General features: G+C 72.0%; 23 protein-coding genes. 14 read left to right on the top strand and 9 right to left on the bottom strand.

What is annotated here, in order from left to right; all coding sequences use genetic code 11:
* Positions 1–3: 3 nt before the first annotated feature.
* Positions 4–978 carry a LysR family transcriptional regulator gene (locus AC07OD_RS12140; RefSeq protein ID WP_494596839.1) on the bottom strand — a complete coding sequence of 325 codons (975 nt, stop codon included), beginning with the start codon at positions 976–978 and terminating at the stop codon, positions 4–6.
* Positions 979–1137: 159 nt separating this feature from the next.
* On the opposite strand from AC07OD_RS12140, the gene AC07OD_RS12135 reads away from it, so the two are divergent.
* From AC07OD_RS12135 to AC07OD_RS12125, 3 genes are all read left to right on the top strand, one after another.
* On the top strand, positions 1138–2031 hold the full coding sequence (locus AC07OD_RS12135; protein ID WP_494596837.1) for an oxidoreductase: 894 nt from the start codon (positions 1138–1140) through the stop codon (positions 2029–2031).
* 256 nt (positions 2032–2287) lie between these two features.
* Positions 2288–3364 carry an SDR family oxidoreductase gene (locus tag AC07OD_RS12130; protein WP_492273074.1) on the top strand — a complete coding sequence of 359 codons (1077 nt, stop codon included), beginning with the start codon at positions 2288–2290 and terminating at the stop codon, positions 3362–3364.
* A gap of 10 nt (positions 3365–3374) precedes the next feature.
* A complete protein-coding gene (locus AC07OD_RS12125; protein ID WP_218341738.1) occupies positions 3375–3764 on the top strand; it encodes a hypothetical protein in 390 nt (129 codons plus the stop codon).
* A gap of 27 nt (positions 3765–3791) precedes the next feature.
* On the opposite strand, the gene AC07OD_RS12120 is transcribed toward AC07OD_RS12125, so the two are convergent.
* On the bottom strand, positions 3792–4586 hold the full coding sequence (locus AC07OD_RS12120; RefSeq protein ID WP_255591857.1) for an SDR family oxidoreductase: 795 nt from the start codon (positions 4584–4586) through the stop codon (positions 3792–3794).
* A 154-nt stretch (positions 4587–4740) separates the two neighbouring features.
* On the opposite strand from AC07OD_RS12120, the gene AC07OD_RS12115 reads away from it, so the two are divergent.
* The gene (locus AC07OD_RS12115) at positions 4741–5637 is read left to right on the top strand and encodes a LysR family transcriptional regulator (RefSeq protein WP_218298074.1); all 897 of its coding nucleotides are present in this window, start codon (positions 4741–4743) and stop codon (positions 5635–5637) included.
* Between the two features lie 17 nt (positions 5638–5654).
* Here the strand turns inward: AC07OD_RS12115 and AC07OD_RS12110 are convergent, their stop codons facing one another.
* Positions 5655–6188, bottom strand: a complete 534-nt coding sequence (locus AC07OD_RS12110; protein ID WP_218341739.1) for a hypothetical protein — start codon at positions 6186–6188, stop codon at positions 5655–5657.
* A gap of 32 nt (positions 6189–6220) precedes the next feature.
* Positions 6221–6988: an NIPSNAP family protein gene (locus AC07OD_RS12105; RefSeq protein ID WP_494596834.1), complete on the bottom strand. Its 768-nt coding sequence runs from the start codon at positions 6986–6988 to the stop codon at positions 6221–6223.
* Positions 6989–7158: 170 nt separating this feature from the next.
* On the opposite strand from AC07OD_RS12105, the gene AC07OD_RS12100 reads away from it, so the two are divergent.
* Positions 7159–8190 (top strand): helix-turn-helix transcriptional regulator, encoded by a 1032-nt coding sequence (locus AC07OD_RS12100; RefSeq protein ID WP_218298072.1) that lies wholly within the window; start codon positions 7159–7161, stop codon positions 8188–8190.
* Between the two features lie 113 nt (positions 8191–8303).
* Here AC07OD_RS12100 and AC07OD_RS12095 read toward each other — a convergent pair whose 3' ends face one another.
* Positions 8304–8951 carry a TetR/AcrR family transcriptional regulator gene (locus AC07OD_RS12095; protein ID WP_255591880.1) on the bottom strand — a complete coding sequence of 216 codons (648 nt, stop codon included), beginning with the start codon at positions 8949–8951 and terminating at the stop codon, positions 8304–8306.
* A gap of 107 nt (positions 8952–9058) precedes the next feature.
* Between AC07OD_RS12095 and AC07OD_RS12090 the strand changes: the two genes are divergently transcribed.
* The 6 genes from AC07OD_RS12090 to AC07OD_RS12065 all read left to right on the top strand — a co-directional run bounded on the left by AC07OD_RS12090 (position 9059) and on the right by AC07OD_RS12065 (position 13852).
* Entirely contained in the window at positions 9059–9487 is a 429-nt protein-coding gene (locus AC07OD_RS12090) for a VOC family protein (RefSeq protein ID WP_218298070.1), read from the top strand.
* An 11-nt stretch (positions 9488–9498) separates the two neighbouring features.
* Positions 9499–9846: a GFA family protein gene (locus tag AC07OD_RS12085; protein WP_218298069.1), complete on the top strand. Its 348-nt coding sequence runs from the start codon at positions 9499–9501 to the stop codon at positions 9844–9846.
* A 47-nt stretch (positions 9847–9893) separates the two neighbouring features.
* Positions 9894–10379 carry a DUF1579 domain-containing protein gene (locus tag AC07OD_RS12080; protein WP_218341742.1) on the top strand — a complete coding sequence of 162 codons (486 nt, stop codon included), beginning with the start codon at positions 9894–9896 and terminating at the stop codon, positions 10377–10379.
* Positions 10380–10451: 72 nt separating this feature from the next.
* On the top strand, positions 10452–11891 hold the full coding sequence (locus AC07OD_RS12075; protein WP_494596830.1) for an MFS transporter: 1440 nt from the start codon (positions 10452–10454) through the stop codon (positions 11889–11891).
* Positions 11892–12131: 240 nt separating this feature from the next.
* The gene (locus AC07OD_RS12070) at positions 12132–13214 is read left to right on the top strand and encodes a pirin family protein (protein ID WP_218298066.1); all 1083 of its coding nucleotides are present in this window, start codon (positions 12132–12134) and stop codon (positions 13212–13214) included.
* 161 nt (positions 13215–13375) lie between these two features.
* Complete coding sequence (locus AC07OD_RS12065) at positions 13376–13852, top strand: FKBP-type peptidyl-prolyl cis-trans isomerase (protein WP_218298065.1); 477 nt, start codon at positions 13376–13378, stop codon at positions 13850–13852.
* A gap of 81 nt (positions 13853–13933) precedes the next feature.
* On the opposite strand, the gene AC07OD_RS12060 is transcribed toward AC07OD_RS12065, so the two are convergent.
* The gene (locus AC07OD_RS12060; RefSeq protein ID WP_218341746.1) at positions 13934–15067 is read right to left on the bottom strand and encodes a thiolase family protein; all 1134 of its coding nucleotides are present in this window, start codon (positions 15065–15067) and stop codon (positions 13934–13936) included.
* A 235-nt stretch (positions 15068–15302) separates the two neighbouring features.
* Here AC07OD_RS12060 and AC07OD_RS12055 point away from each other — a divergent pair, with 235 nt between their 5' ends.
* Positions 15303–15896 (top strand): TetR/AcrR family transcriptional regulator, encoded by a 594-nt coding sequence (locus tag AC07OD_RS12055; RefSeq protein WP_218341747.1) that lies wholly within the window; start codon positions 15303–15305, stop codon positions 15894–15896.
* Between the two features lie 89 nt (positions 15897–15985).
* Here AC07OD_RS12055 and AC07OD_RS12050 read toward each other — a convergent pair whose 3' ends face one another.
* Positions 15986–16915, bottom strand: coding sequence for a LysR family transcriptional regulator (locus AC07OD_RS12050; RefSeq protein WP_492254154.1), 930 nt, complete (start codon positions 16913–16915; stop codon positions 15986–15988).
* Positions 16916–17022: 107 nt separating this feature from the next.
* On the opposite strand from AC07OD_RS12050, the gene AC07OD_RS12045 reads away from it, so the two are divergent.
* Positions 17023–17667, top strand: a complete 645-nt coding sequence (locus AC07OD_RS12045; protein WP_492254153.1) for a glutathione S-transferase family protein — start codon at positions 17023–17025, stop codon at positions 17665–17667.
* A complete protein-coding gene (locus AC07OD_RS12040; RefSeq protein ID WP_494596826.1) occupies positions 17664–18635 on the top strand; it encodes a flavin-nucleotide-binding protein in 972 nt (323 codons plus the stop codon). Before AC07OD_RS12045 ends, AC07OD_RS12040 begins: the two co-directional genes overlap by 4 nt.
* Here the strand turns inward: AC07OD_RS12040 and AC07OD_RS12035 are convergent.
* A complete protein-coding gene (locus tag AC07OD_RS12035; protein ID WP_492254151.1) occupies positions 18604–19473 on the bottom strand; it encodes a TIGR03915 family putative DNA repair protein in 870 nt (289 codons plus the stop codon). The genes AC07OD_RS12040 and AC07OD_RS12035 overlap by 32 nt on opposite strands.
* An 11-nt stretch (positions 19474–19484) precedes the next feature.
* Positions 19485–20771, bottom strand: coding sequence for a putative DNA modification/repair radical SAM protein (locus AC07OD_RS12030; protein ID WP_494596824.1), 1287 nt, complete (start codon positions 20769–20771; stop codon positions 19485–19487).
* Positions 20772–20884: the final 113 nt, after the last annotated feature.

Genomic DNA, 20884 nt, shown 5'->3' with positions numbered 1-20884 from the left:
TTCTCAGCCCTTGGCCCTGCGCGGCCGGGCCTTGCGGCCGGGGGATGCCGCCAGCTCCTGCGGCGTCAGCGCATGGGCGGGGTTGTTCGCCACCATCTCCACCGCCAGGTCGATGAAGGCGCGCGCGCGGGCGGGCAGCGCGGTGCGGCTGCCGTAGTACACGTACAGGCCCAGGTGCTCGGCCACGTGCTCCGTGAGCAGGGGCACCAGCTGCCCGCTGCGCACCAGCGGCGCGGCCGTGGGGCCCACCAGCTGGCCGATGGCGTGCCCGCCCAGCACGGCGCGGGTTTCCACCTCGATGTCGTTGGTGCAGAACGCGGCGGGGATGGCGTGCGAGACGATGTCGTCCCCCACCTGGAATTCCCACGGCATCGGCTTGCCCGTGGACGGGTGCCGAAAGCCGCTGCAGGTGTGGGTTGCCAGCGCGTCGATGCTGGCGGGCGCGCCGTGTCGTGCGATGTAGGACGGCGCGGCGCACACGATGAGCTGCAGCGCCAGCAGCCGCCGCGCCACCACGCCGCCCTCGGGCGGATAGCCCGAGCGAAAGCCCACGTCCACGCGGTCTTCCACCCAGTTGCCGATGCGGTCGTCGAGCTGCACGTCCGGCTCCACCCGGGGGTGGCGGCGGCAGAACGCGTCGAGCACCGGCCAGATCACCTCCAGCAGGATGGAGCGCGGCGCCACGATGCGCAGCGGCCCCGCCATCTCTTCCCGGCCGCGCCGTGCGCCCTGCACGGCGTGTTGCAGCGTGGCCAGGCCGGGCTGCGCCGACGCGAGGAACTGGCGCCCCTCTTCGGTGAGGCTCAGGCTGCGGGTGGTGCGGTGAAACAGCCGCACGCCCAGGTGCGCCTCGAGCTGCACCAGCAGCTGGCTGGAGGCCTGGGGCGTGATGCCCTGCGTGGCGGCGGCCTGGCGCAGGCTGCCCAGTTCGGCCGCCTTCACGAAGTTGGCGATGGCGCGCAGTTCGTTGATGGCCATGGTGGGGTTGGGGAGTGGATTGGCAAGTGCTGCTTGTGAATGTATCCATAAATTATGGGCTAGTCCGATGTCAATGGGCTCCCTACAGTTCACCCCCGTGGGCCCGCCAAGGCGCCCACCCAGCCCATCCACCACCCCTGAACCCCCGAAGGATTCGCCATGGCTTTTGCCGACACGACCACCACCACCACCGTTTCACCCTCCCGCGTCTGGATGATCACCGGCGCCTCGCGCGGCCTGGGCGCGCGCATCGCCGAAGCGGCCCTCGCCCAGGGCGATGCCGTGGTCGCCACCGCGCGCGATGCCGCCGCCGTCGGCCAGCGCCTGGGCGGCGGGGGCGCGCTGCTGCCCCTGGCGCTGGACGTGACCGACGAGGCCCAGGCGCAGCACGCCGTCCAGGCCGCGCTCGCGCGTTTCGGCCGCATCGACGTGCTGGTCAACAACGCGGGCTACGGCCTGATGGGGGCGGTGGAGGAGGCCACCGCCGACGAGGTGCGCCGCCTGTACGACACCAACGTGTTCGGCCTGCTGAACGTCACGCGCGCGGTGCTGCCGGCCATGCGGGCGCGCCGCGCGGGGCACGTGATCAACATTTCCTCCCTGGGGGGCGTGCGCTCGAGTGCCGGCTTTGGCCTGTACTGCTCCACCAAGTTCGCGGTGGAGGGCATCACCGAGGCGCTGCACGCCGAGCTCGCGCCGCTGGGCATCCATGCCACGGCGGTGCAGCCGGGGTACTTCCGCACCGAGTTCCTGGATGGCGCGTCGCTGGAGGTCTCGCCCCGCGTGCTGGACGACTATGCGGCCAGCGCGGGCGTGGTGCGCCAGGCGGTGCCCGGCATCAACCTGCAGCAGCCCGGCGACCCGGCGCGGCTGGCCCGCGCCCTGCTGCAGCTGGTGGCCAGCCCCATGCCGCCGGTGCGCCTGCCCCTGGGCTCCGACACGCTGCGCACCATCGCCGAGCAGCATGCGCGGGTGGCCGCCGAGACCGCGCAGTGGAGCGCCGTGGCCGCGTCGACGGACTTTCCCCAGGCTGCCGGGACGGCCGTGACGTGAAGGGGCGGCCACTGGCTGCGTTTGCTATTGAATGAATAGCATTGGGGCATTGCGAAGACAGCGCTGGATGCCATGGGGGCTCGGATCCGCCGGCCCGCCCGCCGCGGCGGGTGCTGTCCTGTCCGCAAGGCTCTCTGGCAGCCGTCCTACAGCGCCGGACCGGCGGACGATCTACAACAGGCACAGGCTTGCCGCATTGCCGCCAGCCCGTGGGCCAGCCATTCCCCAGTCCTCCAGCAAGCGCTTTTCTTCTGCCATGGTGTCTTCCTCCCCCACTTCCCCCACTTACCCCGCCGCGCTCCCGGGCGCTCCTTCGGCCGCGCCGGCCGATCCCGTTTCCCCGGCCGATGCCGCCACCGTGCCGCTGCCGCCGCCCCCGGCGCAGGTGGTGGTCATCACCGGCGCGTCCAGCGGCATCGGCCACGCCACCGCCCTCGCGTTCGCGCGGCGGGGCGCGTGCCTGGTGCTCGCCGCGCGCAACCCCGACACGCTGGCCCCGGTGGCCATGGCCTGCCGCAACGCGGGCGCGGCGGCGGCGCTGGGCGTGCCCACCGATGTGACCGACGCCGATGCCGTGGCCCGGCTGGCCGATACGGCGCTGCGCCACCATGGCCACATCGACGTCTGGGTCAACGGCGTGGGCGTGGGCGCGGTGGGGCGGTTCGACCAGACGCCCCTGGCCGCGCACCGCCGCGTGCTGGAGGCCAACCTGCTCGGGCACCTGCATGGCGCGCATGCGGCGCTGCGGCACTTTCGCGAACGCGGGCAGGGCACGCTCATCAACATGATCTCGGTGGGCGGCTGGCTGCCGTCGCCATATGCGGCCGCGTACACGGCCAGCAAGTTCGGGCTGCGAGGGCTCTCCGAGGCGCTGCGCGCCGAGGTGTCGGACCTGCCGGGGGTCCATGTGTGCGACGTGGCGCCCACCTTCGTCGATTCGCCGGGCCTCTCGCACGGCGCCAACTACACGGGCCGCAGCATCCAGCCCCGCATTCCGCTGCTGGATCCGCGCCGGGTCGCCCAGGCGGTGGCCGCGCTGGCCGACCGGCCCAGGGCCGTGACCTGGCTGGGCGCCGGTGCGGCGCCGGGCCGCGTGGTCCATGCCCTGGCGCCGCAGCGCCTGGGCGCCGCGATGCGCTGGGTGACCGAGCGTGCGCTGCGCGGCGCCCGGCCCGCGCCCCGCAGCGACGGCAACCTGTTCGCACCGTCGCGCGGCACCGCCATCGATGGCGGCCAGCGCGATGCGCGGCGCCACGGCATGGGCCTGGTGGCCGTGCTGGGCGTGGTCGGCCTGGGCCTTGGCGTGTGGGCCGCCCGCCGCCGTTCATCGTGAGGAGCCCGGCATGCCTGTTTCCACCAACACCACCGCCGCCTCGCCCTCCCCGGCGCCCGCGGGCGCGCGCTTCGTGCTGTATGCGCTGCAGGGCCGCGTGTACGCCAGCAACGTCAGGCACAAGCTCGTGGACCTGGGGCGCCTGTCGCAGGAGGGAGACGGCGGCACCTACGCCTACCTGCTCGACGGCGACCAGGCCACGGGCAGCGGGTTCGCCGGTGCGCGGGAGGCGCTGGCGCACATCGCGCGCACGACGAGCTTCCTCTTCCTGGACGGCCAGTTCACCGCGCTGGAAGACCTGGGCGGCACGGGCCGGCCCGATCTGGCGGATGCCCCGCGGCTGGCGGTGGCGCTCGATCCGCTGGGGCGGGGCGCGCCGGTGATCCACGCGCCGGCGTAGGTGCCGGGGCCCGCGCGGAGCGCGCCGTCACACCATGCCGCCGTTGGCGCGCAGGGTCTGCCCGTTGATCCACCCGCCGTCCGGCCCGGCCAGGAAGGCCACGGCGCTGGCGATGTCCTCGGGCGTGCCCAGGCGCTCCATGGGGTTGGCCTGGGCCAGGCGCCCGATCAGCTCGGGCGTCTTGCCGTCCAGGAACAGCGCGGTGGCCGTGGGGCCGGGCGCGATGGCGTTCACCGTGATGTTCCGGCCGCGCAGTTCCTTGGCGAGCACGCTGGTCAGGGTCTCCACCGCGCTCTTGGTGGCGGCGTACACGGCATAGCCCGGCAGGGCCGTGCCGACCAGGCTGGTCGAGAAGTTGACGATGCGCCCCCCGGGCTGCAGCCGGTGCGTGGCCTCGCGCAGGGTGTTGAACGTGCCCTTGAGGTTGATGGCAACCAGGCGGTCGAAGGTGGCGTCGTCCGTCTGCGCCAGGTGCGGCAGGGTGGATGGCATCACGCCCGCGTTGTTGACCAGCACGTCCACGCGGCCGAAGGCCTGCTCGGCGGCGTCGAACAGCTGGCGCGCGGCGCTGCTGTCGGCCACGTCGGCCTGCACCGCCACGGCCGCTCCGCCCGCTGCGGTGATCGCCTGCACCACGGCCTGGGCGTCTTCGGTGCGGCCGGCGTAGTTGACCACCACGCGGAAACCGTCGCGCGCGAGCCGGTGGGCAATGGCGGCTCCGATGCCGCGCGATGCGCCCGTGACGATCGCGGTGCGCGGGCCCGTGGGGGCGGACTCCCGGGAAGAGGAGTAGGAGGAAGGGGTGGTGGACAGCGGCTGCATGGCAAGGTTCCTGGTGCGGTGGGGAAGGGACGCCACCCGGTGGCGGCGTGTGGCAGCGGTATTGTTCTGTTGTTGCGAAAATTGATAAATACCTAGAATTGACTTCACTGTTCAATACAGAACAACAATCAAGACCCACCGGGAGCCCGTCGCGATGGACCGCTTTCAATCCATGCAGCTTTTCACGCGCATCGTCGAGCTGGGCAGCTTCACCCGCGCGGCCGAAGACCGGCAGCTGCCGCGCGCGAGCGTGACCCTGGCGGTGCAGGCGCTGGAAAAGCGCCTGGGCACGCGGCTCCTGCAGCGCACCACGCGCCACGTGAGCACCACGCCCGACGGGCAGGCGTACTACGAGCGCTGCCAGCGTCTGCTGGCCGACCTGGAGGAAACAGAGGCGGCATTCGGCCACGCCGCGAGCGCGCCGCGTGGCAAGCTGCGCGTGGACCTGCAGGGCACGCTGGCCCGGCATTTCGTGCTGCCGCGCATCGGCGAGTTCTGCACGCGCTACCCCGAGGTGGAACTGGAGATCGGCATGGGCGACCGGCTGGTGGACCTGGTGCGCGAGGGCGTGGACTGCGTGCTGCGCGGCGGCGAGCTGCGCGACTCCACCATGGTGGCGCGGCGCGTGGCACTGCTGCAGCAGGTGACCTGCGCGAGCCGCGGGTACCTGGCGCGCCACGGCACGCCCGCCACCGTGGAGGCGCTGCGCGGGCACCGGGCCGTCAACTTCCTCTCGCAGCGCACGGGCAAGCCCCTGCCTTTTGACTTCATCGTGGACGGCGTGGCCACAAGCGTGCAGCTCAAGGGCCCCGTGGCCGTGAGCGATGCCGATGCGTACCACGCCTGCTGCGCCGCGGGCCTGGGGCTGATCCAGGTGCCGCGCTACCACATCGCGCCCCGGCTGGCCGATGGCAGCCTGTGCGAGGTGCTGGCGCCGTTTCGCCCCGCGCCCATGCCGGTGTCGGTGCTGTACCCGCACAGCCGCCAGCTGTCGCCGCGCGTGCGGGTCTTCGTGGACTGGCTGGCCGGGGTGATGTCGGCCGCGCGCTGAGAACGGCCGGAGCGCGCCTACACCGGGCGCGTGAACTCCATCACCCAGTTCACCTCCCAGGTGGCGCCGCCGTCCTCGGAAAACGCCTGCTGCCAGCGTGGCGCGCCGGTGTGCATCCGTGACCACTCGAAGCGCACCCGCACCGGGCGGCCCTCGAACAGCTCCTGGCCGTCAAAGATGCCGACACCGTCCTGGAAGCCGCCGACCACCGGGGGCTGCAGCATTCCCGTGGCCGGGTCCAGGCCGCCGGTGGCGTTGTCGAGCCAGTAGATGCTCCAGCGCTGCGTGGCGGGGCTGAACACGCGCAGGGTCATGCCCACGAAGCCCGGCTTCCAGGCCAGGGGCGTGAAGTCGTCGCAGTTGCCGATGCCGGCGGGCAGGGGGCGGGCGGTGCCGGTGGCGTCGAACACCTCCCAGTCGGTGCAGCCGGCCAGGCGCCGCACCAGGCGCGTGTTGCGGATGCGCCAGGGGCCCATGAGGAAGTCGAAGTCGCGCACGGCGCTGGGCGCCACGGCGGGCGAGGGGATGGTGATGAGGTTCGGGGTGGCCATGGTGGGGTCTTTCATCGGTGAAGCGGGGGGCGTCAGGCGTGCAGCGCGGAGCGGGCGGTGGGCTGCAGGCGCAGGGTCTCGGGTTCGCGGGCCAGCCAGGGGGCAAGGCCCGGCGCCACACCCCGCGCCCAGGGGGTGCTGCCGGTGAACGCCTCCAGCGCGGCCTCGCGGCCGAACAGCGCCAGCCCCAGCAGCACATGTTCGCCCTCGCGCACGGGCAGGCGGGGAAAGGTGTTGGGGCTGGTCTCGGTGCAGTACCAGGCCACCTGGCGCGCGCCCCCGCGTTGCAGCGTGGGCGCCATGCGGTGGCGGCAGAAGTCCAGCAGCGCGGGCGTGGCGGCCTCGCGCAGGTGAAACACCGTGGCCGCCACCACGCCGGGGGCCGCGCCGCTGGCGCCCGGCGCCGCGCGCGCGTGCTGGGGCAGCGCGGCGGCCGCGCCGGGCCAGGCGGGGCGCAGCAGCAGCACGTTGTCGGAGTCGATCATGGTGGCGTTGGCGGCGTCGCGGTGCGCGGCCCAGGTGGGCCCGCTGTAGAAGGCTTCGAGCGCCTGGCGGCGCGCCTGCATGCTGCCGAAGCCGCGCAGCCACACGAACAGGTCGGGCCGGTCCAGGTCGCGGAACTGGCCCAGCACGCGCAGGCCCTGCGCCTCCTGGGTCTCCACGAACTCGCGGTCGAACAGCTCGATCAGCACGTCGCGCTGCCCCGGGTGCAGCGTGTACTGGCGCAGCTCGACGATGGCGCATTCGTCGGCGGCGGGTGGGGCGCAGGGGTGGCGCGTGGCCATGGCGGTGTCGTGCATGCGGGCTCCTGCAGGGTGGGGGTCGATGAAAGTCATGCCCGCAGTCTGCGCCCCCATACATGACACCGCATGGCAGGTATTTCAGGTATCTTCGCCGCAGCTGCCTTCTTTTTTTCTGGCCAGGGGCCCCGGGCCCGCGCCGCACCCTACCGGACCACTTCCTTCCCGCCATGCGCGCCAGCCGCCTGCTCTCGCTCCAGATGCTGCTCGAAACCCAGGGCCGCATGAGCGCGCCGGCGCTGGCCGGGGCGCTGGAGGTGTCGGTGCGCACGCTGTACCGCGACGTGGACCAGCTCAGCGCCGCGGGCGTGCCCATCTATGCCGAGCGCGGGCGCCATGGCGGGTTTGCGCTGCTGCCGGGCTGGAAGACCACGCTCACGGGCCTCACGCCGTCGGAGGCGCAGGCCGTGTTCCTCAGCGGCCTGCCCGGCCCCGCGCAGGACCTGGGCCTGGGCAGCGACGTGCAGGGCGCACGCCTGAAGCTGCTGGCCGCCCTGCCCGCCGCATGGCGCGAGGACGCGCAGCGCGTGAGCGCCCGCCTGCACCTGGACCCGGTGGACTGGTACCGCGAGAGCGACCCCACGCCGCACCTGTCCACGGTGGCCGCCGCCGTGTGGAGCGGGCACCAGATCGCGATGCGCTATGAAAGCTGGTCCGACACCGTGGAGCGCACCGTGAGCCCGCTGGGCCTGGTGCTCAAGGCGGGTGCCTGGTACCTGGTGGCGCTGCCGGCGGACAAGGCCACGGGCAAGGGCGGCGGTGATGGTGGCGATGGTGGCGACAGCGGGCCACGCACCTACCGCGTCTCGAACATCCTGGCGGCGCAGGCGCTCGCCACGCCGGTGCGCCGCCCCGCGCGGTTCGACCTGCCGGGCTACTGGGCGCGCTCGATCCGGCGCTTTGAATCCGGGCTCTACACCGGCGAGGCGGCGCTGCTGGCCACGCCCGCCGGGCTCAAGGGGCTGCGCGCGCTCAGCAGCGCGGTGGCCCGGGCCGTGGCGGCCGCGCCCACGGCCACCCCCCCGCGCCGGGCGGACGGGCGCGTGGCGGTGACCATTCCCATCGAGTCGGTGGAGCACGCCTGCGGCCAGCTCCTGCGCCTGTCCCCGCAGGTGGAGGTGCTGCGGCCCGCCGCCCTGCGCCGTGCGCTGGTGGCCCGGGTGCGGGCCACGGCGCGGATGTACGGGCTGGACGGTGGCTGAGCAGCAGAATGTGAATTTGCTATCAAATATGTAGCTTAAAGCGCTTGTCCTTCAAGCGCCAGCGCGTGGAATGGCTTCGGACATGCGGCGCTGCGCGCGCCGGAAACGGGCGCCTAGAGGCCGCGCCGCACCATGTCCAGCAGGCGCAGGCCCAGCAGGTCCAGCATCTGCTGCGGCGTGCCGCGCAGCGGCCCGTCGATGGAGAGCAGCGCCATGCCGTGCACGGTGGACCAGGCCAGGTATTCGGCGCCCGGGCGGCGCTCGGGCGGCAGGGCGCCTGCCGTCACCAGGTCATCGAGTGCCGCGCTCAGGTGCTGGAACGGGTTGAGCCCCGTGGCGCCGCCCATGGCCGGGTCGGGGTCGTGCTGCACGGTGAAGCGCCCGCCGAAGGCGGTGCGGAACAGGCCTGTCTCGGCATGCGCGAAGCGCAGGTAGCCCGCGCCCACGGCGCGCACCTTGGCGTGGGCCTGCTCGGTGGCCGTGCCCGTGGCGGGCACCTGGGCCAGTTCGGCCTCCATGGCCTGGGCCACGGCCGCCACGGCGGCGGCACGCACCGCGTCCAGCAGGTCGTCGCGGTTGGCGAAATGGCGGTAGGCCGCATTGGGCGCGACCCCCGCGCGGCGCGTGGCCTCGCGCAGCACCACGGCGTCGGGGCCGCCCTGGCGCGCCAGCTCGATGCCCGCGTCCAGCAGGGCGCGGCGCAGGTCGCCATGGCGGTAGGTGCTGCGTGCGGCGGGGGTGTTGCGAGTGGTTACGGTCATGGGCGGTGAGATGTGGACACTGTCCATTATCTTTGGTATTGTTTGTGGACGGTGTTCACAATTGTGCGCCGAAATCCATGTTCCGAGACCTTCCCAAGGAGACCCCCATGAAAGTCGAGCCGTATCTGATGTTTGAAGGCCGCTGCGAAGAGGCCCTGGATTTCTACCGCCGCGCCCTGGGCGCGCAGGTCACCATGCTCATGCGCTACAAGGACAACCCCGAGCCCGCCGCCGGCCAGGGCTGCGCCGAGGGCGCCGGCCCCGGCCCCACGCCCGAGATGGTCATGCACGCCGCCTTCAACGTGGGCGAGACCCAGCTCATGGCGTCGGACGGCATGGGTTCGGGCCAGCTGAACTTCCAGGGCATCTCGCTGGCGCTGAGCCCCGCGAACGAGGCGGAGGCCAAGCGCTACTTCGACGCGCTGGCCGAGGGCGGGCAGGTGCAGATGCCGCTGGCCAAGACCTTCTTCTCGAAAGCCTTCGGCATGGTGGCCGACCGCTTTGGCGTGTCGTGGATGGTGGTGGCGCCGGAATGAGCGCGGCGGCCATGAAGTACCAGGGAAGCTGCCACTGCGGCAAGGTCGCCTTTGAAGTGGAAGGCACCGTCGACAGCGGCCTGGCCTGCAATTGCAGCATGTGCCACCGGCGCGGATCGCTGCTGTGGTTCGTGCCGCGCGGCGCGCTGCGGCTGACCACGCCCGAGGCCGACGCGGCCACCTACACCTTCCACAGGCACGTGATCCGGCACCGTTTCTGCCCGGCCTGCGGCATCCATCCTTTTGGCGAAGGCGTGGACCCCAAGGGCCAGCCCGTGGCGGCGGTCAATCTGCGCTGCGTGGAGGGCCTCGACCTGGGCAGCGTGCCCGTCCACCACTACGACGGCCGGGCGGCTTGACCCCCCAACCCTCACACCCCCTCACATTCCCCTGCAAGGAGACTTCCATGATGAATCCCGAACCCCATGCCATGCACCGCTGGCTGCAGCAATTGCTGGGCCACTGGACCAGCACCTCCGACTGCGACCCGCCGCCGGGCGAACCGGCGCAGCAGTCCGTGGGCGCCGAACATGGCCGCGCCCTGGGCGACCTGTGGGTGATCCTCGAAGGCACCGGCACCATGCCCGGTGGCGGCGAGGCGCGCATGCAGATGACGCTGGGCTACGACCCCGAGAAGAACGTGTTCCTGGGCACCTGGGTGGGCTCGATGATGACCCACATGTGGGTCTATCGCGGCACGCTCGATGCCGACCGGAAGGTGCTCACGCTGGAGACCGAAGGCCCCAGCTTCAAGGGCGACGGCAAGACCGCCTGCTACCGTGACGTGATCACGCTGGTGAGCGCCACCGAGCGCACGCTGACGTCGTTCAGCCAGCAGCCGGACGGCAGCTGGAACCAGATCATGCAAGCAAAATACACGAGAACCCCCTGAGCCGCCGCGGTGCGCCCCCCCTGGAGGGGCGCGCGCCGCGCTGCGAATCCTTTTTTTCACTCCCGCCGCTCCATGACCCTCCGCATCGAAGGCCGCGCACGCTGGCCCGCCCTCATCCTGCTGTGCCTGGGCGAGCTCATGATCGTGCTCGACACCACCATCGTGAACGTCGCGCTGCCCAGCATCAAGGCCGACCTGGGCTTCACCGAAACGTCCCTGGTGTGGGTGGTCAACGCCTACATGCTCACCTTTGGCGGCTGCCTGCTGCTGGGCGGGCGGCTCGGGGACTTGTATGGCCACCGGCGGCTGTTCCTGGCGGGCATCACGCTGTTCACCCTCGCGTCGCTGGCCTGCGGGCTGGCCCATACGCAGGGGCTGCTGGTGGCGGCGCGCGCGGTGCAGGGCGTGGGCGGGGCCGTGGTGTCGGCCGTGGCGCTGTCGCTCATCATGAACCTGTTCACCGAGCCCGGCGAGCGCGCGCGGGCCATGGGGGTCTATGGTTTTGTCTGCGCGGGAGGCGGCAGCATTGGCGTGCTGCTGGGCGGCGTGCTCACCAGTGCGTTGAGCTGGCACTGGATCTTTCTGGTCAACATCCCCGTGGGCGCGGCCATCTACGCGGCCTGCCTGGTGCTGCTGCCGGGCGGCAAGGGGCATGCCCACGGCCAGCGGCTGGACGTGGCGGGCGCCGTCACCATCACCGCGTCGCTGATGCTGGCGGTGTATGCCATCGTCAACGGCAACGAGGCGGGTTGGGCCTCGCTGCAGTCGGTGGGGCTGCTGGGCGCCTCGGCCGCGCTGCTGGCGTTGTTCCTGTACATCGAATCGCACGTGGCCGCGCCCCTGGTGCCGCTGCCCTTGCTGCGCCAGCGCAACCTGGCCATCTCCAACGTGGTGGGCGTGCTGTGGGCCGCCGGGATGTTCGCGTGGTTCTTCTTGTCGGCGCTGTACATGCAGCTGGTGCTGGGCTACGACGCCATGCAGGTGGGCCTGGCCTTCCTGCCGTCCAATCTCATCATGGCGGGCTGTTCGCTGGGGCTGTCGGCCTGGGTGGTGATGCGCTACGGCATCCGCGGCACGCTGGGCTGGGGCCTGCTGCTGGCCGCCGTGGGCCTGGTGCTGTTCGCGCTGGCGCCCGTGGACGGCCGCTTCGTGCCGCATGTGCTGCCCGGCATGCTGCTGCTGGGCGTGGGGGCGGGCATCGCGCTCAATCCGCTGCTGCTGGCCGCCATGGGCGACGTGAAGCCCGAGGATTCGGGCCTGGCCTCGGGTGTGGTCAACACCGCGTTCATGATGGGCGGCGCGCTGGGCCTGGCGGTGCTGGCCAGCCTGGCCGATGCGCGCACCGGCGCGCTGCGCGAAGCGGGGGCATTGGCCCCGATGGCCCTGAACGGCGGCTACCAGCTGGCGTTCTGGGTGGCGGCCGCGGGCTCGCTGGCGGCGGCGCTGCTGGGTGGCCTGGTGCTGCGGCCCGCGCGGCCCCCGGCCGTGGGCGCGCAGGTGGCGGCTCACTAGGGGATAAAAAACGAACTGCTATTGCTATTGAATAGATAGCTGTTGGCGCAATATCCATAAGCGCTAGCGCCCCATTTCTTTCAAATTGCGAGCAAGGTGGGCCCGCCGGGATGGCCCCCACTGTCCTGCCTGGCGCACCGCACTGTTCCACCGGGCGCACTTCTGCTCAGGCACCATTGGCGCCATATTCCACTGGCATGCCGCCCGATCGTGGTGGTGCACAACACGAGGAGCCTTCGTATGTCGTCGTCCACACCTGCTGCAACCACCGCCCTGGTGCCCATCGTGCGCGCCCAGTTGCTGGGACCGCAGTGGCCCACGCTCGACCCGTTTCTTTTCTGCGCCCACCACGACGATGCCTATCCCGCGGGCAACGCCGCGTTTGGCCCGGCCGTGCCCATCGAAGACCGCCAGATCGGCAGCGACTTCAGCCGCAAGGACGGCTGGAGCATGTACCACGGCGACACCGTGCCCGGCTTTCCGGGCCACCCGCACCGGGGCTTCGAGACCGTGACGCTGGTGCGCAAGGGCCTGATCGACCATTCCGATTCGCTGGGCGCGGCCGCGCGGTTTGGCGGCGGCGACGTGCAGTGGGTCACGGCCGGCAAGGGCATCGTGCATTCCGAGATGTTCCCGCTGCTCAACGCCACCGAGCCCAACCCGCTGGAGCTGTTCCAGATCTGGCTGAACCTGCCCGCGCGCAACAAGATGGTGGAGCCGCACTTCACCATGCTGTGGAACGAGCGCATCCCGCGCCTGGTGCACCACGACGCCGCCGGCCGCGCCACCACGGTGACGGTGGTGGCGGGTGCCCTGCCCGGCGCGCCCGCGCCCCTGCCGCCCCCCCCGGAATCCTGGGCCTCGCAGCCCGAGGGCGACGTGGCCATCTGGACGCTGCGCCTGGAGCCGGGGGCCGAGTGGACCCTGCCTGCCGCCCAGGGCGAAGGCACGCAGCGCATGCTGTACTTCTTCGTGGGCGACAGCCTGCGCGTGGGCCCGCAGGACGTGGACCGCCACGCCGCGCTGCAGGTGCGCCCGCAAGAGGACTGGCTGCTGGCCAACACCGGCGCCACCACCGTGGAATGCCTGGTGCTGCAGGGCCGGCCGATTGGCGAACCCGTGGCGCAGTACGGCCCCTTCGTGATGAACACGCAGGCCGAGATCATGCAGGCCATGAACGACTACCGCCGCACCCAGTTCGGCGGCTGGCCCTGGGCCGAGCAGGACCCGGTGCACGGCACCGAGGCGCGGCGGTTTGCGCGCTACCCCGGCCAGGCCGAGGAAGAGCGCCCCGGCGAGGACGCCGCGGCGGCGCAGGCCTGAACACCTTCGCCCGGTGGGGTCGCGGGCGCGGCCGGGCGGGGTGCCGGGCCGCTCGTGGACAATTCAGGTTTTCGATGCGCGCAGCGCGGCCCGGGCGCCTGCCGGCGGGCAAGGCGCCGCGCCGCACCCCCTGACCCAAAGATGAAAGCGCAAGCCCAGCCATGAGCACCCCCATCACCAAAGACTCCGCCGTCACCCTCACCTACAAGGTCACCACGCCCCAGGGCAAGCCGCTGGATGCCGGCAACCTGTCGTACCTGCACGGCGGCTACGAAAACATCTTCCCCAAGGTCGAGTCCGCCCTCGAAGGCCAGTCCGTGGGCTTTGCCACCACGCTGGACCTCGCCGTGGAAGACGCCTTCGGCGCGCGCGACGAAAACCTGGTGCGCACCATCCCCAAGACCGAGTTTCCGCCCGGCGTGAAGGTCGGCGGCCAGCTGCAGGGCGTGGGCAGCGACGGCCAGCCCGCCGTGTTCAACGTGGTCAAGATCAAGGGCCCCGAAGTGCACCTGGACGGCAACCACCCGCTGGCGGGCCAGGCCCTGAAGTTCAGCTGCAAGGTGACCGATGTGCGCGCCGCCAGCGCCGAAGAAATTGCGCACCGCCATGTGCATGGCGCGCACGGGCACCAGCACTGACATGGAGGGTGGCGGCCGCCCACGCTGGCTGCGGCCTCGTGGGCCGGCCCCCGGGCAGGCCGAGGCCCGGCGTGGAGAGGGCTACAGCGCCTCCAGCACCGTCGCAATCCCCTGTCCGCCGCCAATGCACTGCGTGGCCAGTGCGTAGCGGCCCTTCTGGCGCTGCAGCAGCGCGGCCGCCTTGCCGGTGATGCGCGCGCCCGTGGCGCCCAGCGGGTGGCCGATGGCCAGGCCGCCGCCGTCGAGGTTGATCGTGTCCTCGCGCAGCCCGAGTTCGCGGATGCAGGCCAGCGCCTGCGAGCCGAAGGCTTCGTTGATCTCCACCACATCCATGTCGCTGGCCGAGAGCCCCGCGCGCGCCAGCGCCTTGCGCGTGGCGGGCACGGGGCCCATGCCCATGTAGGCCGGGTCCACGCCCGCCGTGGCCAGGGCGCGGATGCGCGCCAGGGGTGACAGTCCGTGCCGGGCGGCGTAGGCCTCGGTGGCCACGAGCACGGCCACGGCGCCGTCGGTCAGCGGCGACGAGGTGCCCGCCGTCACCACGCCGTCCTCGCGGAACGCGGGGCGCAGCGCGGCCAGCGCCCCGGGCGTGGTGCCGGGGCGGATGCAGCCGTCCTGCGCCACCACCTCGCCCGCGTCCAGCGCGATGGGCACGATCTCCGCCTGCAGCCGGCCGGCCTCGCGCGCGGCGGCGGCCTTGCGGTGCGATGACACGGCCATCGCCTCCTGGTCGGCGCGGGACACCGCGTACCGGCGTGCCACGTTCTCGGCCGTCTCGCCCATGCTGATGTAGGCGTCGCTGTGCTCATACAGCGCGGGGTGGGCCGAGAAGTTGAAGCCACCCTGCGGCACCATGCTCATCGACTCCACGCCGATGCACAGGTACGCCTCGCCCAGGCCCGCCTCGATCTGCGCGGCGGCGATGTGGATGGCCGACATGGACGAGCCGCAGAAGCGGTTCACCGTCATGCCGCCCAGCGCGTGCGGCAGCCCCGCCAGCAGCGACACGATGCGCGCGATGTTGTTGCCCTGCGCGGCCTCGGGGTAGGCGCAGCCGGCGATCACATCCTCGAGCGTGGCCGGGTCTATGCCGGTGCGCTGCAGCAGGCCCGTGACGACCTGCGCGGCCAGGGTGTCGGGCCGCACCCCCGCCAGCGCGCCCTTGCGCGCGAAGTGAAAGGGGGAGCGGGCATAGGCGGAAATCAGTGCTTGCATGGCGGAGCCTTCCCTATTCCTGCGGATGGCGTGGCTGTGGGCGGAATCAGGCCGTGGCGGCGGCGGCGTGGCGCCGTGCCCGGCAAGGGGCGCGGGGAAGGGGCCGTGGGGGTGGTCATGGGGGCTCCTGGAAGCGTGTTTTAGATGACGATCATCACGTTTAAATTATATGACGACCATCATTTAAAATGTCAAGCTGGCGTTTTCGGGGCATCCGGCACAAAGGGGATCGGCGATGAAGGTGAGCAAGGAACAAATGGCGGAAAACCGCGAGCGCATCCTCGACGCGGCGGCGCGGTTGTTCCGCGAACGCGGGTTTGACGGCATCGGCGTGGCGGACCTCATGAAGAGCGCGGGGCTCACGCACGGCGGCTTCTACGGGCACTTCGCGTCCAAGGACGAGCTGATGGCGCAGGCCACGGCACGCGCGCTGGACGGGCTGCAGTCGGCATGGGCCGCGCTCGCGCGCGGCGCCGCGGCGCAGGGGCGGGATCCGCTCGCCGCGATCGAGTCGGCCTACCTGTCGCCGGGCCACCGCGATGCGCCGGGCCAGGGCTGCCTGCTCGCCGCGCTGGGCGGCGATGCGTCGCGCCAGGGGCCGGCCGTGCGCCGGGCCGTGACCGAAGGCATGCAGGCCCAGGTGGCGGGCCTGGCCACGCTGGTGCCCGGGCGCAGCAAGGCCGCCAGGCGCCAGCGCGCGCTGGCCGACTACGCCAGCCTCGTGGGCGCCCTGGTGCTGGCGCGGGCTGCGGACGACCCGCAGTTCTCCGACGAGATCCTGCAGGCCACGGCGGCGGCGCTGCGGCTGCCGGGGCATGCTGCGGACTGAGGGGTCGGATTGCTATTTATTTAATAGCTATTTGCGCCGGATGGACGGGCGTTGGCGGCCAAAATCATCGAGATCGCCATGGCGGCCCGTCACCCCCGCCCGCCGCTGCGCCGCGCCAGGCCCCGCCCCTGCAGCACCGGCTCGGCCGCGAGCCGCCCGCGCGCGAATTCGACGAAGGCCCGCACCTTGGCGGGCGCGCGCCGTCCCGCGGGGTAGACGATGTGCACGGGCACCGGGTCGGGCTCGTGCTCGGCCAGCACCACGCGCAGGCGCCCGGCGCGCAGGCTGGCGGCGGCCTGGTAGGCCAGGCACCGGGTGAGCCCGAGGCCTGCCTCGGCGGCGGCGATGTCCACCTCGTTGCTGTTGCTGATCCAGGCCTGCTGCGGCATGCCCGTGGCGCCGCCCCGGAACTTCCAGGGCGCGGGCGCGCGCGCATCGAACGAAAAGGCAATCGCCCGGTGCTGCCCCAGTTCCTGCGGGTGGCGCGGCTCCCCATGCCGCGCGAGGTAGCCGGGCGACGCCACCACCATGCGCCGCAGCGCACCCACCCGCAGCGCGGTCAGGCCCGAGTCCGGCAGGTGGGCGATGCGCACGGCCACGTCCATGTCCTCCTCCAGCAGGTGCACCAGCCGGTTCACGAACAGCGTGCGCGCCTGCACGCGGGGCTGGGCCTGCAGGAAGTCCAGCACGATGGGCGCCACGTGCTGGATGCCGAACATCTGCGGCGCGGTGATGGACAGCAGGCCCTGCGCCTCGGCCTGCGCGCCGCTGGCGGCCTGCTCGGCCTCCTGCAGGTCGTTCAGGATCGGGCGGCAGTCGGCCAGGAAGCGCTCGCCCGCCTCGGTCAGGCGCACGGTGCGCGTGCTGCGCTGGAACAGCAGCACCGACAGGCGTGCCTCCAGCGCCGCGATGGCGCGGGTCACGGCCGTGGCCGAGCAGCCCAGGCGCCGCGCCGCCACGGCGAAGCCGCCCGCATCGGCCACGGCCACGAAGCAGCGCAGGGTGTCGAGATGGTCCATTGTTGCGGAAAATGCAATTTTGAAAGGCGAACTATGGCTATTCACGGCAGGATACGCAATAGCTAACGTGGAGGCTTCTTTGTTGACCCTCTCCAGGACCCACCGCCATGGCACCCACCTCCCCTTTGACGCTGTACCGCATGTCCATCTCGGGCCACTGCCACCGTGCCGAGCTGATGCTCTCGATGCTGGGCCTGCCCCACGCGCTGATCGACGTGAACCTGCTCGCCGGCGAACACCGGCAGGCCGCCCACCTGGCGCGCAACCCGCTGGGCCAGGTGCCCGTGCTGGTGGATGGCGACGTGGTGCTGTCCGACAGCAACGCCATCCTCGTGTACCTGGTGCAGCGTTACGCGCCCGGCAGCCAATGGCTGCCGCAGGACCCGGTGGGCCAGGCCGGCCTGCAGCGCTGGTTCAGCCTGGCGGCCGGCATGCTGGCCCCCGGGGCATCGAGCGCACGTTTTGCCGCCCTCACGGGCCGCGAGCCCAGCGAGGCGGCGCTCGCCATCGGCCGCAGGCTCTTCGACTTCATGGAGCCCGCGCTTGACGGCCGCGACTGGCTGCTGGGCGGTGCCGCCCCCACGCTGGCCGACATCGCCATGGTGAGCTACACCTCGCAGGCGCCGATCGGCGGTTTGTCGCTCGCCACCTATCCGCGCATCGCGGCCTGGGTGGCGCGCATGGAAGCCCTGCCGGGCTATGTGCCGCTGGCGGACCGCCTGCCCGCCCCTGGCGCCATGGTGCCGGCATGAACGCCACGCCCGCCGCCGCCTTCCACGCGGGCGAGCAGGCCCTGCAGGAGCGCGTGGGCGTGCGCGAGCGCATGGCCGCCGTGGGGCCCCTGGTGCTGCGCGACCACATGCCCGACCAGCACCGCGAGCTGTTCGAGAAGCTGCCCACCTTGCTGCTGGGTGCGCTCGACGACCAGGGCCAGCCCTGGGCCACCATGGTGGCCGGACCGCCGGGCTTCGTGCACACGCCCGATGCCCGTGCCATGCACATGGCGGTGGTGCCCGATGCGGCCGACCCGGTGCTGGCCCAGTTGGTGCCCGCTGCGCCGGTGGGCGTGCTGGGCCTGGAGCCGCACACGCGCCGGCGCAACCGCATGAACGGGCGGGTGGCGTCGTTCGGCGCCCGCGGGCTGGAGGTGGACGTGGTGCAGAGCTTCGGCAACTGCCCCAAGTACATCCAGGCGCGTGCGCCCGGCCTGCGCGCGGAGGTGACGCCGCCGGCACCGGCCCAGGTGCTGGGTGCGGGGCTCGACGCCGCCGCGCGGGGCCTGATCGCGCGCAGCGACACGATGTTCATCGCGAGTGCCTCGGCGGCGCACCCGGGCGCAGGGCGCGATGAAGGCGTGGACGTGTCGCACCGTGGCGGCGAGCCGGGCTTCGTGCATGCCGAGCAAACGGCCGAGGGCCTGGTGCTCAGCCTTCCCGACTACCCTGGCAACCTGTTCTTCAACACCCTGGGCAATCTCGCGCTGCACCCGCAGGCCGGGCTGCTGTGGGTGGACTATGACGGCGGCGGCCTGCTGCACGTGGCCGCCCGCGCCGAGCTGCTCTGGGACGAGGCCCCGCGTGCGCGCTGGCCCGGCGCGCAGCGCGTGCTGCGGCTGCAGGTGCTGGGCGGCGTGTGGCGCGCACATGCGCTGCCCTGGCGCTGGACGGCCGCCGAGCCCGCGCCGCAGTTCAGCGCGATGCGTGCGCGTGCGACGGAATGAGCGGCGCGATGGCCTTGCGCGGCGTGGTGGCCTCGGCCTGCACCATGCGCGCGCTGCGTTCGTGGGCGCCGCGCGCCAGCTCGGTGATCAGGGAGGCCTCGGGCAGGTTGTGCCAGTAGCGCTGCGGCATCTCCTTGCGCATCATGTCGGTCTTCAGGCGCGCGGGGTTGAAGATGTGGCGGTAGTAGGTGAGCCACAGCGCCTCGCCGGCGTCGGGCGGCGGCGCATCGCTGCGCTGGCCGCCCGGGCCGGTGTGCAGCGCCGTGCCATCCCAGCGCACGCTGGCATCGGGCGTGAGGATGGCCCAGCGCATCTGCGTGAAGCGCCGCACGAAGAAGCCTGCATTGGCCTCGGTGATGAAGTGGTCGGGCTCGAACCAGGCCACCTGCACGGTATGGCCTTCGGTGTCGGTCACGGGGCGAAAGCGCACGAAGGCGTGCATCTTGTGCATGTCGCGCGCCACGGCACGCACCATGTGGTGGGCCTGCAGGCGGTCGGCATCCAAGGGGTCGTGGCGCAGCCCGCGCTCGCGCACCAGGCGCCACAGCAGGCGGTACATGAGCGCGAAGCGCACCGGGTTGCGGTGCAGCACCAGGCGCTCGCACAGGCGCAGGAAATCCTCGGGCACCCGGGGCGCTGCGCCGCCCGCCGGGGACGGCAGCGGATCCACGGAGGAGCCCGGTGGCGCGGGGCTGGCGAACAGGTCCTGCGCGGCCCCTTGCGCCGTGAACCACTGCACCTCCTGCGGCGGCACGCCGGCCTGCACCAGCGCGCGCGCGGCCCGGCGAAAGCCCGGCCAGTCGGTGGCATGTGCGAGGGTGATGGTGTGCAGGGCCATGGTGGCTTGCCTCAATCGAAAAGCTTGCGCTGCGCTGGCGGCGGGGCCATGCGCGCGGCCAGGTCGGTCGCATCCAGCGTGCGGCCGGGCCGGTAGTCGGCGGCTTCCACGAAAGGCAGCACCTTCTGGAGCGGCACGTGCAGCCGCGCCAGGTCGGCGTGGCGCAGGCGGCGCAGGCGGCGCGCGGCCAGCAGGCGGTCCACCGTCAACACGCCGAAGCCGGGCACGCGCAGCAGCAGCTCGCGTGGGGCGGTGTTCAGGTTCACGGGAAAACGCTCGCGGTGCGCGATGGCCCAGGCGAGCTTGGGGTCCATGTCCAGCGCCAGCATGCCGCCCTGGCCGGCGGGCACGATCTCGCCGTGCGCGAAGCCATAAAAGCGCATCAGCCAGTCGGCCTGGTACAGGCGGTGCTCGCGCACGGTGGGTGGCGCGACGAGCGGCAGCGCGCGCGCCGCGTCGGGGATGGGGCTGAAGGCCGAGTAGTACACGCGCCGCAGCCGGTGCACGCCGTACAGCCCGGCGCTGGTGGCCAGGATGGTGCGGTCGTCGGTGGCGTCGGCGCCGACGATCATCTGCGTGCTCTGGCCGCCGGGCGCGAAGTGTGGTGCCGCCGCGCGCCGCGTGAGCGTGCGCCGGGTGGCGGGCATCGACACCACCTGGGCGGCGGCCTGCTGTTCCTTGCGCGCCTGCCGCGCGTCCTCGATGTGCACCGCCATGCGCGCCATGGAGCGCGCGATGGCCGCGCCGTCCTTCTGCGGCGCCAGGGCCGTGAGCCCTTCGGGCGTGGGCAGCTCCACGTTGATGCTCAGCCGGTCGGCATGGCGGCCCGCGCGCTCCATCAGCTCGGGCGAGGCATCGGGGATGGTCTTGAGGTGGATGTAGCCGCGAAAGTCGTGCTCCTCGCGCAGCACGCGCGCCACCTCCACCACCTGCTCCATGGTGTAGTCGGGGCTCTGGATGATGCCGCTGGAGAGGAACAGCCCCTCGATGCAGTTGCGCCGGTAGAAGTCCAGCGTGAGGTCCACCACCTCCTGCACCGTGAAGCGGGCGCGCGGCACGTTGCTGCTGACCCGGTTCACGCAGTACAGGCAGTCGTACTGGCAGAAGTTGGTGAGCAGGATCTTGAGCAGCGAGATGCAGCGGCCGTCCGGCGCGTAGCTGTGGCAGATGCCCATGCCCTCGGTGGAGCCCATGCCGCGCCCGCCCACCGAATCGCGCGGCGCCGCGCCGCTGGATGCGCACGAGGCGTCGTACTTGGCGGCGTCGGCCAGGATGGCGAGTTTGGACTGTAAATTCACTGTATGAATTTACAGTATTTTCCGATGCCCGACCAGCCTCCAGGGTGTCTTTGCTATTAAAAAAGTAGCTGTTCGTGCAGATGGATCAAGCGCTGGGCGCCAAAAAGGCTTGA

The organism is Acidovorax sp. GW821-FHT10E03 (genome assembly GCF_059415205.1).
This window is presented reverse-complemented; position numbering and strand designations above follow the sequence as displayed.